General features: G+C 28.6%; 10 protein-coding genes and 1 riboswitch. Of the genes, 7 read left to right on the top strand and 3 right to left on the bottom strand.

Features of this window, described 5'->3' with window-relative positions; all coding sequences use genetic code 11:
- Positions 1-168: 168 nt before the first annotated feature.
- From cls to FGL08_RS09190, 4 genes are all read left to right on the top strand, one after another.
- Positions 169-1,596, top strand: coding sequence for a cardiolipin synthase (cls, locus tag FGL08_RS09205; RefSeq protein ID WP_415578627.1), 1,428 nt, complete (start codon positions 169-171; stop codon positions 1,594-1,596).
- Positions 1,597-1,609: 13 nt separating this feature from the next.
- The gene (locus FGL08_RS09200; RefSeq protein ID WP_197733559.1) at positions 1,610-2,392 is read left to right on the top strand and encodes a histidinol phosphate phosphatase; all 783 of its coding nucleotides are present in this window, start codon (positions 1,610-1,612) and stop codon (positions 2,390-2,392) included.
- A 120-nt stretch (positions 2,393-2,512) separates the two neighbouring features.
- Complete coding sequence (locus FGL08_RS09195) at positions 2,513-3,070, top strand: cob(I)yrinic acid a,c-diamide adenosyltransferase (protein ID WP_138210503.1); 558 nt, start codon at positions 2,513-2,515, stop codon at positions 3,068-3,070.
- A gap of 252 nt (positions 3,071-3,322) precedes the next feature.
- Positions 3,323-3,844 (top strand): peroxiredoxin, encoded by a 522-nt coding sequence (locus tag FGL08_RS09190; RefSeq protein WP_138210502.1) that lies wholly within the window; start codon positions 3,323-3,325, stop codon positions 3,842-3,844.
- A 140-nt stretch (positions 3,845-3,984) separates the two neighbouring features.
- Here the strand turns inward: FGL08_RS09190 and FGL08_RS09185 are convergent, their stop codons facing one another.
- From FGL08_RS09185 to FGL08_RS13685, 3 genes are all read right to left on the bottom strand, one after another.
- Positions 3,985-6,072, bottom strand: a complete 2,088-nt coding sequence (locus FGL08_RS09185) for an Ig-like domain-containing protein (protein ID WP_138210501.1) — start codon at positions 6,070-6,072, stop codon at positions 3,985-3,987.
- Between the two features lie 127 nt (positions 6,073-6,199).
- Positions 6,200-6,784, bottom strand: a complete 585-nt coding sequence (gene rbr, locus FGL08_RS09180; protein WP_138210500.1) for a rubrerythrin — start codon at positions 6,782-6,784, stop codon at positions 6,200-6,202.
- 105 nt (positions 6,785-6,889) lie between these two features.
- Positions 6,890-7,702, bottom strand: coding sequence for a peptidylprolyl isomerase (locus FGL08_RS13685; protein WP_138210499.1), 813 nt, complete (start codon positions 7,700-7,702; stop codon positions 6,890-6,892).
- Positions 7,703-7,975: 273 nt separating this feature from the next.
- Between FGL08_RS13685 and FGL08_RS09170 the strand changes: the two genes are divergently transcribed.
- The 3 genes from FGL08_RS09170 to purC all read left to right on the top strand — a co-directional run bounded on the left by FGL08_RS09170 (position 7,976) and on the right by purC (position 13,231).
- Complete coding sequence (locus FGL08_RS09170) at positions 7,976-11,767, top strand: phosphoribosylformylglycinamidine synthase (RefSeq protein WP_138210498.1); 3,792 nt, start codon at positions 7,976-7,978, stop codon at positions 11,765-11,767.
- A gap of 121 nt (positions 11,768-11,888) precedes the next feature.
- Positions 11,889-11,986: riboswitch (purine riboswitch) on the top strand.
- A 61-nt stretch (positions 11,987-12,047) separates the two neighbouring features.
- Entirely contained in the window at positions 12,048-12,527 is a 480-nt protein-coding gene (purE, locus tag FGL08_RS09165) for a 5-(carboxyamino)imidazole ribonucleotide mutase (RefSeq protein WP_138210497.1), read from the top strand.
- Positions 12,527-13,231, top strand: coding sequence for a phosphoribosylaminoimidazolesuccinocarboxamide synthase (gene purC, locus FGL08_RS09160; protein ID WP_138210496.1), 705 nt, complete (start codon positions 12,527-12,529; stop codon positions 13,229-13,231). The genes purE and purC overlap by 1 nt, the downstream gene beginning before the upstream one ends.
- Positions 13,232-13,254 lie beyond the last annotated feature (23 nt).

The following is a 13,254-nucleotide window of genomic DNA, read 5'->3' as shown; positions in this document are numbered from 1 at the left end:
AAAAAATCACTAAAAGTTTGACTTTTAGTGATTTTTTTATTTAATTAATTAATAAGAGGATAAATGCATCAATTAAATTAATAAAGTTTTTAAATACAGACAATAATATTATTACATAACGGAAAAAATAATGACTACATAATATAATTTAAATAGGAGTAAAAAATGATCTATTTTAATAGTACAATTTATAAACTTCTTCTTATTAATTCGATTATTGCACTTATAATTATAATATTAGAAAGACGGAGACCAGAAAAGACCATAGCTTGGTTAGTTATATTTCTAGCTTTTCCTCCATTAGGACTTATATGCTATATATTTATGGGCAGAAACTGGAAGAAGAATAAATTGAAAGATGATAACTTTGACTTTTCAGAACAATTAAGGAAGGCCTATGATAATGATATAACGAATAATAAGCATGAGGAACTAATGAATCTATTAAAGCATAATAGTAGTTCACCTATATTTTACAAGAATGAAATAGATATTTTAAATAATGGTGAAGAGAAATTTAAGGCACTAAAAAGAGAATTAAAAAATGCAAAGCATCATATCCATATTGAATATTATATATTTAAAAGTGATAATATAGGTAAGGAAATAATTGAAATACTAAAACAGAAGGCAATGGAAGGTGTTCAAGTAAGAGTTATACTAGATAAAGTAGGTTCTTTAAAATTTAAGAGGAAATATGTAAGGGAATTAAAAAAAGTAGGCGTTGACATTGTTTTTTATACATATTTCTTAGCCCCCTTTTTAAGATTTATTAATACTCAAATAAATTATAGAAATCATAGAAAAATTGTTATAATTGATGGTAAGATAGGATTTCTGGGTGGGATAAATATAGGAGATGAATACCTTGGGCAAGGTAAATTAGGATTCTGGAGAGATACTCATTTAATGATAAAGGGTGATTGCGTTCTGGCATTACAGGCAATTTTTATACATGACTTTTGTAACATAAAAAAGGTTATGAAAGAAGAATTTAAGTATGAAGGATATATAGAAGACTATTTTAAAGATTTTAGACATGAGGGCAAAATTATGCAGATAGCTAAAAGTGGTCCCAATTCAGAAAATCCAGCCATAATGCAAGCTATAATTACTATGATGAGTAGAGCTAAAAAGCGAATTTATATAACAACACCATATTTTGTTCCCACAGAAAGTATAATGACGGCCCTTAAAATAGCAGCTCTTGAAGGGGTAAATATAAAAATACTTTTTCCTGGGAGATATGATCATTTTCATGTTTATTATGCTTCAAGGACGTATCTTTCAGAATTAATGGAATATGGAGTTGAAGTATACTTTTATAATGACAAATCTTTTATACATTCTAAAATTATAACTGTAGATGGAGAATTAGCTACGGTTGGTACGGCTAATATGGACGTTAGGAGTTTTGAACTAAATTACGAAGTTAATGCTGTAATTTATGACAAGGAAATTACAGTTGAATTGGAGAATTACTTCTTAGAAGATTTAAAACATAGCAATAAGTTAAGTGAAAAATATTTTAAGGATACATCTTTTGCTATAAAAGTTTTAGAGGCTATAGCAAGGATATTTTCAAATTTACTATAATACTGGGGGAGAAATTATGTTTGATACACATATTCACACAGAAGTGTCTACAGATTCTAATATGATGTTAGAATCTGCAATAAAAAGTGCTAGGGAAAAAGGACTTTCTCTAATATTAACGGAACATATGGATCATCAGTATCCTGTAAAAGAAGGAGAGTATGGAAATTTTACTTTTGATTCTTTGGAGTACTTTAAAAAGTATGGTGATAAACGTGGTGAAGATCTACTTCTTGGTATGGAGATGGGTATGAGGTTAGATTGTATTAAAGAAAATAAGCTGGAAGAGGGTAAAGCTCCATTTGATTTTATTATAGGATCTATTCATGTAGTTAATGAAGTTGAGATTTTTGGAGAAGAGCATTATAAAAATAAAAGCAAGAAAAAAGCTTATGAAGAATATTTTGAAGCAATGGCTCAATGTTTAAAAGCTTATGATTTTGTAGATTCTTTAGGACACATTGATTATATATGTAGATATGCACCCTATGAAGATCCAGAAATTTATTATGAAGAATTTAGTGATCATATAGATGAAGTCTTAAAAATAATTATAGAAAAAGAAAAAGCTATGGAGATAAATACAAGAAGATTAGGTTTAAAAAATACTAGAGAAAGTTTATTAGATATTTATAAAAGGTTTAAGGAACTAGGTGGAAAATATGTAACCTTAGGTTCAGATTCACATAAAGAATCTGCCATAGGTATGAATTTTGATTATGCTATAGACATTGCTAAAATTTGTGGACTTAAAAATGTATATTTTAAAGAAAGAAAAATGCAGTATGACAAATAATAAGTAATCTTAGGTAATAAAAATTACCTTGAAATATGATTATTATCATAGTATTATTAAAATAAAAGTACAAAAGATAAAGTAGGATTAGGTAATACTAAAACATATAGAGGTGATTATATGAAGATTTATACAAAAACTGGGGATAAAGGTACTACATCTAATCTTTTGGGGGAAAGAGTTCCTAAATCAGACATAACAATGGAACTTCAAGGACAGGTAGATGAGATTAATTCTGGAGTAGGCTATTTAAGAAGCCTTTTGAAAGAATTAGGTTTTACACCTAAAGTTGCGCATACTGATGAAATTTTAAAAGAAATTCAATATAATCTATATAAAATAGGTATAGATATTGCATCCAGATTTACTAAACATCATATACTAGATTCTCATGTAGAAGTACTTGAAGAAGAGATAGATAGGATGGTAAATCAAATGCCTCCACTAAAAAGCTTTATTTACTATAGTGGAAGTAAAGAGGGGACTTATTCTCATGTTATAAGAGCAACTACAAGAAGATCAGAACGTACTTTTGTTAAGGCTTTAGCAGAGCTTAATGCAGAGTATCCAGCTGATTACCAATACGTAAATAGATTATCAGATTATTTCCATACATTAGCTAGATATATGAACTTCTTACAAGGAGTTCCGGATGAACCTATGATATTAAGAGACTAATTAAAATATACCTTTTAGACTTATTAGTAATATTATATTTACTAATAAGTCTTTTTCATTTATTAAAAATTATAATAAATGAAAAAACTTATCAATTAATCTTGACAATGGTATAAAAATAGGGTAATATATAATCAACAAATAAATATTATTAATTAATATTTAAACTTAACAAGTACTTAATAAAATTAACATAATTTTATTATAATTACGTATACTTATATACGTAATAAAAATTAGGAGGTATACTTTATGGAAAGATTAGTTGGTAAATTAGCTCCAGAATTTAGAATGAATGCTGTAACTGGAGATGGAACAAAGTTAACTCAAGTTAAACTTGAAGATTACAAGGGTAAATGGTTAGTAATGTTCTTTTATCCATTAGACTTTACTTTTGTATGTCCAACAGAGATTACAGGATTTAGCAAAAAATATGATGAATTCAAAAAAGCAGGTGCTGAATTATTAGCAGTAAGCTGCGATAGTGAATACTCACATCAAGCTTGGATTAAAAATGGCTTAGGAGAAATAAATTTCCCTATAGCTTCAGATATAACAAAAGAAACAGCTAGAAATTTTGGTACACTAATTGAAGAAGATGGTATATCTTTAAGAGGATTATTTGTAATAGATCCAGAAGGATATGTTAAATATTCAGTAGTTCATGACTTAAATGTTGGAAGAAGTGTTGATGAAACTTTACGTGTATTAAGAGCACTTCAAACAGGCGGATTATGCCCAATTGACTGGGAAGAAGGACAAGATTTACTATAGTAATAAGATAAACAACCCATAGATAATTTAAATATCCCTAAATTTAAATTTTACTATAAACCCCTATATAATATAAAGATAAATAACCCTAATTTAAATTTAAAGCTCCAGTTTTACTGGAGCTTATTTTTTATATAACACTATCTTCTTTTTCTTTTGAGGAACGCACCTATACCTACAAGCATTGAACCAAATAAATAATTAGAAATTGGAAGTTCTTCGCCCGTTTTTGGAAGAGGCTTATTATTGGAAACTTGGCCCTTAATATTAAGATTCTTATCCTTATTATTGTTTACATTAGGATTTTTAGGATTAAATTTGTCTTTATTATCTAAAGAACCATTATTATTAGTATCAGTTTTTCCTTTTATATTTATAGATAAACTAATATTTCTATTGAAGTCTTTAAGCTTACCATTTACAGTTATAACGCCTGGAACTTTTGTATTTATTACTTTATCCCATTCTACTTGTACATCTATAACTTTACCATTTTCTAAAGTTACTTTTACGGTTTTTGGAAGAGTGTAAGAAGCACCATAATCTAAAGTTATAGGATTTAATTTTTCTATAGATTTTATTTCAGGATTAACTATAGAAAGTTTTAAATTAGCCTTTTCAGAAGTACCTTCCACAGAACCTTGTAAAGTATATTCGCCTTTTTTATTTACATCAGGTATATTATTCCAAGTTACATTTTTGTCTTCGAGGCTATTATTAGGTAATTTAACCTTTACTTTTTTAGGTAAAACTAGATTGTCTCCTACAAAAATCTTTATAGGTTCTAATGGGAGTATTTTTATGTCTTGAGAATTTTCATATACGTTTATTATTAAGCTAGTTTTTAGTGATGTTCCATCTACTGTTCCAATTAAATTATGAGAATCTACCTTATTATGATCAAAATTTGTCCAAGTTACTGGTAGTTCTTTTTGAGTTCCATTGCTTAATAATACTGTTACTTTCTTTGGAAGTTCAGGTTTAGTACCTTTTTTTATGAATATAGGCTCTAATGGAGTTATTGATTTTACAAATGGGGTCTTAATATTAGTAACTTCTAATATATCGCCATCTTTAACATCTGTAACTTTTACAGTTATATTACGATCAAATCCCCAGAAGTTTTCAGATATATTTAATGTAAAGTTATATTCTTTGTTATCATTTTCTGGTTTATCGTTATCAATTGATACTTCTAGAGTATTAGGATCTAACTTTATATCTTTACCATAACTATTTACATCTTTTATGGAAGACTTAAATTTAGTATTTAGATTAGTTATGTCTTCACCTAAATATGTAATTTTTATATGGTTTTTATCTTTTCCAGGAGATAATAAAAATACTTTTTCTGTATTTACCTTTTTAGAATTTAATTGTTTATTATTAAGCTTTTTATTTTCAAAAGAATTATTAGTAATATCATTTATATTTAGTTTACCTAAAGATGTATATAAATTTTCATATGCTTTTATGCTATTAAAATCATTTTCATTTAGGTTATTTCCTATCTTAGCTAAATTATCTAAGTTTTCTTGCGCTTTAAGTGAATTTTTTAATATATTATTTGCTAGATCTAAATTGGTTTTTACTTTAGTATTTAAAGGATCATTTTGAGATTGGCCTAAATTTGATAAGTTTTTAATTTTATTAGATAGATTATCTGTATTTACTTTTTGAGTGAAATCTACATCCTTATTCATGGCATTTTCTAATTCCTCAAGGGCAATTTCATGTGGGGAAGTAGAGTTAACATTAAACTTTTCAACCATTAATTCTTCTATAGACTCGGAATTCATTGATAGTGTGTATTCTCCAGCTAAATTATCACTAAAATCAAATACAGTATCTATATTTCCATTACTATCACTTTCTATTTCATCAATATGCACAATGTTTTTATCTTTGTCTTCAATAGCTATGGAGATATTTTCATTTGTCTTAGAATTAAGAGAACCAGTAATTTTTAAGGTCTCGTTGTTTTGTGAAATGTTAAGGTTGACTTTATTATTGTTTATAGATTTTAATAAAATAAACCCGTCTTTACCTTGGTTTTCAGAATTCTTTAAAGAAGGGTTTTCTACAGATTCTTTGCCTAAACTTTGAATAAGTGACTGACTATTTTGAAAATTTGAATTATAAGCTTGTACACTTATTGAAGAATTTAATGTTAAGAATACAGTAGAAGATAGTGCTGCAAGAAGTCTGATGTTTTTCTTGTTAATCATATATTATCCTCCTAAATATTAAATTTTCACCCCTAATATGTTAAGTATTTCTCTGATAATATCATAGTAATATTTATAAAAAAAGTCAATGATATAAGTAAAAAAAGTGCAGATGTATCTGCACTTTTTAATAGTTATCACATGATAATTCAAAGTAGCTTTGTGGATGGGCACAAGCAGGACATATATTTGGTGCTTTTTCACCTTCAAATATGTATCCACAATTTAAGCATTTCCAGATAGTTTTCTCCTCTTTTTGGAATACTTTATTATTCTCAACATTTTCTAATAATTTTTTATATCTTTCTTCATGATGTTTTTCAACAGATGCTATGTTTCTGAATACAGCAGCTATTTCTTTAAAGCCTTCCTCATCAGCTACATCTGCAAAAGCAGGATATAGTATAGACCATTCCTCGTTTTCTCCATTTGCAGCTGCTTTTAAATTATCTTTAGTATCTCCTAGAGTAACAGGATAAGCAGCTTGAATTTCTATGGCTTCATGTTTGAAATCTTCAGCTAAGAATTTAAAAAATCTTTTAGCATGTTCTTTTTCATTGTCTGCTGTTTCTAAGAAGATGTTTTGTATTTGTACAAATCCTTCTTTTTTTGCTATTGAAGCATAATATGTGTATCTGTTTCTAGCTTGGGATTCACCGGCAAAAGCCTTCAGTAAGTTTTCAGCAGTTTTTGTTCCTTTTAATGATTTCATACCATGACCTCCTAATATTTTATATATAAATATAAATACGTATTATAGTATATCAAAAATATGATAATATATCAAATTATTGGTTCTTAAATTTACATCAATTATTTACTTTGTTTTTTTATATTTTTCTATATATGCTTTATTTATTTTTATTTCTTGTTTTGGTTTATCTTTATCATCAGTTTCTACAGTAGCAATTTTATCAACTATATCCATTCCACTGATTACATGACCAAAAACTGTATGCCTAAAGTCTAAATGAGGAGTACCACCAACCTTTTCGTATTTTTTAATTACACCTTCGGAAAAGTTAGAATCATTAAGTTGTTTCATTTGTTCAATTATATTTGGCTGTACCTTGTTATTTTGTACTATGAAAAATTGACTTCCGTTGGTGTTAGGCCCTGCATTTGCCATGGAGAGTGCTCCTCTAAAATTATGTAGGTTTTGTGAAAATTCATCCTCAAAGTATTTTCCCCAAATACTTTCACCACCAGTACCAGTTCCTTTAGGATCTCCTCCTTGAATCATAAAATTATTTATAACTCTGTGAAAGACAACGCCGTTATAATAGTTTTTTTCTATAAGTTTTTTAAAGTTTTCTACTGCTTTTGGTGCTTCTTTCGGGAAAAGTCTAAACTTTATTGTACCCATGGTTGTTTCTAGTACAGCAATTTCTTCTCCATCTTTCATTTCTGAATATTGAGTTAGTTCGATTTTTGTTTCTTTCTTTTCGTTATTTGTATTTTTTGACTTACTTTCAGAAGTTTGTGATTGAGGTTTAGAAGAATTATTTTCTTTTTTTGTTTGTTCTTTATTGGACTTAGAACTTTCCTTTTTAGGTGTGCTTCCAGTACATGCAGTTAAGGAAAAAGCTATACTTAAACTTAAAGTTAGTGCTAGGAATTTTTTTATCATAATATCCTCCTTACAAATTAGGAATTTTCAAAGCATTATTATTATAACACATATGGAAAATATTAAGTATATTTTTGAAATACATATATTTAATATTTATTTAATTTTTTAATAAATAAGTATGAATCTAAGAATTGTTTATTTTAAATAAATAAAAACTTTCGGTAAAATATATTGAAATTATAAAATTATGTAATATAATAAAAATATCGAACAATATAATAAAAATACAAAAAAATATTCGTGATTATCTTAAGGTTAAGGGGGATAAAAATGCATCCAAATATTCATAGGGCTTTTGTAGAAAAGAAACTAAATTTTAATGTTGAGGCGCAAAACCTTTTAAAAGATCTAAAAGAAAATCTTTGTATAAAAGGTTTAGAAAATCTAAGATTAGTAAATAGGTATGATATTTTTGGAATAGAAAATGAGGAGTTTGAGAAGGTAATAAAGTATATTTTAAGTGAGCCTAATGTAGATGATGTTTTTGAAGAGAATATAAATGACAAAGGGGATAGACTGTTTGCGGTAGAATATTTGGAAGGACAATATGACCAAAGAAAAGATGCTGCGGAACAATGCATTAGACTTATACTCGAGGGTAAAGAGTGTATAGTTAAGAATGCAAAAGTCATAATATTATACGGAAGCATCTCTGATGAAGAATTTCAAAAAATAAAGAATTACTATATTAATAAAGTTGATTCTAAAGAGGCAAGTATAGAAAAACCTGAAAGTTTAAAGGTTAATTTAAATATTAAAAATGAAGTTCAAAGTTTATTAGGATTTACAGAACTTAATGAGGAAGGACTTAGGGATTTTATAGAAAAACAAAGTCTTGCTATGAATTTTGAAGATATAAAATTAGTACAAGATCATTTTAGAAAAGAAAAAAGAATACCTACTATAACGGAAATAAAGGTTATAGATACGTATTGGTCAGATCACTGTAGGCATACTACATTTAATACTATAATAGAAAATGTTGAGTTTGAAGGTGGAAAGTATACGGAACCGGTAAAAGAAACTTATGAAGAATATTTAAAGATAAGAAAGCAAGTTTATAAAAATAAATATAAAGAGAAATCTTTAATGGACATGGCTGTAATTGGGATGAAAAACCTCAGAAAGTTAGGCAAACTAGATGATTTAGATGAATCTGATGAGATAAATGCATGCAGTATAGTTATTCCAGTGGATATTAATGGAAATGAAGAAAAATGGCTTTTAATGTTTAAGAATGAAACCCATAACCACCCAACAGAAATAGAACCTTTTGGAGGTGCATCCACTTGTCTTGGTGGCGCTATACGTGATCCTTTATCAGGGAGAAGCTATGTATATCAAGCTATGCGTGTAACAGGATCTGCAGATCCAAGAATGCCTATAGAAGATACATTAAAAGGAAAACTTCCTCAAAGTAAAATAACAAAAGAGGCTGCAAGAGGATACAGTAGCTATGGAAATCAAATAGGCCTTGCTACAGGACAAGTTACAGAATTATATCATGAGGATTTTATGGCAAAAAGAATGGAGGTTGGAGCTGTTATAGGTGCAGCACCATATACGAATGTTAGAAGAGAAAATCCAAGTCCTGGGGATGTAGTTATATTGTTAGGAGGTAGAACTGGGAGAGATGGATGTGGTGGAGCATCAGGTTCATCTAAAGAACATGATGAAAAATCTATATTAAATTGTGGCGCTGAAGTTCAAAAAGGAAATGCACCTACAGAAAGAAAAATTCAAAGATTATTTAGAAATCCTAAAGTTGTAAGTATGATTAAAAAATGTAATGACTTTGGAGCAGGTGGAGTTTCAGTTGCTATAGGAGAACTAGCAGATGGACTAATTATAGATTTAGATAAGGTTCCTAAAAAGTATGAAGGCTTAGATGGAACAGAACTTGCTATATCTGAATCTCAAGAGCGAATGGCTGTAGTTATAGAGAAAGAAAACATAGACAAATTTATAAATTATGCTGAAAAAGAAAATTTAGAAGCAACAGTAGTAGCAGAGGTTACTGAAGAGAAAAAAGTAATTATGAAGTGGAAAGATAAAATAATATTAAATTTAGATAGAGATTTTTTAGATACTAATGGGGCAAAACAGTATATCAATATAAAAGTTGCCTCTCCATCTGAGGATGATTACTTTAAACAAAGAAGTGAAAATTACAAGGATAAAAATTTAGCAGAAAGATTTTTAAAGAATCTTCAAGATCTGAATATATGTTCACAAAAAGGTTTAACTGAAATGTTTGATAGTACTGTAGGAGCAGGAACAGTATTTATGCCTTTTGGAGGTAAGTACCAACTTACTCCTAATGAGGTTATGGCATGTAAAATACCAGTTTTGGAAGGAGAAACAAATACAGCTTCTCTAATGTCTTATGGATACAATCCTAAAATAGGGAAATGGAGTCCTTTCCATGGGGCAATGTATTCTGTAGTAGAATCTATTACTAAAATAGTAGCAGCTGGTGGGGATTACAGTAAGATAAGATTATCTTTTCAAGAATATTTCGAGAAACTTTACGATAATCCAGAAAAATGGGGTAAACCATTTACAGCTTTATTAGGTGCATTACATGTTCAAAATAAATTAGGAATACCAGCTATAGGTGGTAAGGATAGTATGTCTGGAACCTTTAAGGATATAAATGTTCCTCCAACCCTAGTTTCTTTTGCAGTAACTCATGCTAAGACATATAATTTAATTACTCCAGAGTTTAAAAAGGCTAATAATCATGTAGTTTTATTTAAGGCTGTGAGAGGAGCAGATGGAGTTACACATTTTGATATTTTAAAGAATAATTTTAATGTAGTACACAAATTAATAAGTGAACGAAAAATAATATCTGCATCATCAGTTAAGTATGGTGGAATAGCTGAAAGCATAGCAAAAATGACTTTTGGAAATAAAATTGGTTTTAAATTTAAAACTGAATTTAATAAAGAGAATATATTCTCCAGTGATTATGGTAGTATTTTAGCTGAATTTAACGGAGATATAAGTATATTAGATAAATATAAAGGTATTTCTTATGAAATAATAGGCAAGACATTGAAAAAAGAAGAAATAGTTTTAGATTGTGAGAATAAGATATCCATAGATAAGGCCATAGATGTGTGGAGCAATCCTTTAGAAGGAATTTTTAAAACTGAATACCATTCTGAACAAAGTGAAATTTTTAAATTTAGCATAGAAGAGCCTAAATTTATAGGAAAGGCATATAATAAGAAAAGTAATCTTCTTATTAAAGATGTAAAACCAAAAGTTTTAATTCCAGTGTTCCCAGGTACAAATTGTGAGTATGATTGTATGAAGGCTTTTGAAAAAGCTGGTGGTGATGCTGAAATATTTATATTTAATAATATGAATAATTATAAAATAAAAGAGTCTATAGATGAAATGGCAAGTAGAATAAAAGAAAGCCAGATTATAATGATTCCGGGTGGATTTAGTGCAGGAGATGAACCAGATGGTTCGGGAAAATTTATATCAGCTGTATTTAGAAATGAAAAGATAAAAGATTCCGTAAGAGAACTTTTAAATGTAAGGGATGGATTAATATTAGGAATATGTAATGGATTCCAGGCTTTAATTAAACTAGGTCTTCTGCCTTATGGTGATATTGTAGATATTAAGGAGGATTCACCAACCTTAACATTTAATGCTATAGGAAGACATATATCTTGCATAACAAATACAAAGATTGTGTCTACAAAGTCACCATGGTTTAATTTGGTACATGAAGGAGATATACACAATGTACCTGTATCACATGGAGAAGGTAGATTTTATGCAACAGAAGATGTGACGAAGGAATTGTTTTCAAAAGGACAAGTGGCAACTCAATACGTAGATTTAAGTGGAAAACCTACTTATGATGTAAGATACAATCCTAATGGTTCTTTAATGGCTATTGAGGGAATTACTAGCCCTGATGGAAGAATCTTAGGGAAAATGGGTCACTCAGAGAGAATAGGAAATGAATTATACAAAAATGTACCTGGGGAGTATGATCAAAAAATATTTAAATCAGGAATTGAATATTTTAAATAAAACACAATAATCACGAATTATAAATCTATAAAATTAATTAATATATGCATTATAACGAATTATATGAAGAAAATTAACAATAATGTATTGACTAGTGTTTTTTTTAGTGATAAAATTAAGTCATAAAATAAAAATAATTCTTAATATAAGCCGAAAATATGGTGAGGCGTTTCTACCAAAGACCGTAAATCTTTGACTATTAGGAATTATGATGGATTGCATTTTAATCCCCATCATAAGTCCTATGATGGGGATTTTTTTATATGAGGGAGGAATAAATATGAAGGTTGCTATAATTTTTGGAAGTAAGTCGGATACAGAGGTTATGAAAAATGCTGCAAAAGCATTAAATGAATTCAACGTAGAATATAAAGCTTTTGTACTTTCAGCTCATAGGGTTCCAGAAAGACTTGAAGAAGTTTTAGCTAATTTAGAGAGAGAAGGTTTTGAATGTATAATAGCAGGTGCAGGGCTTGCAGCACATTTACCAGGGGTTATAGCGTCTAAAACTGTGCTTCCTGTAATAGGAGTGCCAATTAAGGCTGCAGTAGAAGGAATGGATGCATTGCTTTCAATAGTTCAAATGCCAAAATCTATTCCAGTAGCCACAGTAGGAATAAATAACAGTTATAATGCCGGAATGCTTGTTGTAGAAATACTTTCAATAAAATATCCTGAACTTAAAGAAAAACTATTAAATTTCAGAAAAGAAATGAAAGAAAACTTTATAAAAGAAAGTGAAAAAGGGGTTGAATTATAATGGAAAAGTTAGAACAATTATATGAGGGAAAAGCTAAAAAAATATTTAAAACTGACAAAAATGATGAAGTAATAGTGTATTATAAAGATGATGCAACTGCTTTTAATGGGGAAAAGAAGGCGACTATAAACGAAAAGGGAATTTTAAATAATACAATTACATCTATGATATTTGAGCTATTACACGAAAAAGGTGTTAAGAGTCATTTCATAAAAAAATTAAGTGATAGAGAACAACTTTGCAAAAGAGTAGATATAATACCACTTGAAGTTATAGTAAGAAACGTAGCAGCAGGAAGTATGGCAAAAAGATATGGACTTGCAGAAGGTACAGAACTGCAAACTACAGTGCTAGAGTTAAGTTATAAAAATGATGATTTAGGGGATCCCTTAATGAATGATTATCATGCTGTAGCTATGGGGATTATAACTTTTGAAGAGCTGCAATACATATACTCACAAGCATCTAAAGTTAATGATATTTTAAAAGAGTTTTTCTTAAAAGCAGATATAAAATTAGTAGATTTCAAAATAGAATTTGGAAAAATTAATGGAGAGATACTTTTAGCTGATGAAATATCTCCAGATACTTGTAGGTTTTGGGATGTTAATACAGGAGTTAAATTAGACAAGGATAGATTTAGAAGGGAACTTGGGGATTTAGTAGAAGGATATAAAGAGTTATTAAGTAGAATGCAAAAATAATTAAGTTAAATGTCATAGGGAGA

Source organism: Hathewaya histolytica (genome assembly GCF_901482605.1).
Lineage (GTDB): Bacteria > Bacillota > Clostridia > Clostridiales > Clostridiaceae > Hathewaya > Hathewaya histolytica.
Note: the sequence above shows the minus strand (reverse complement) of the source record. Positions and strands in the feature narration are given on the sequence as shown.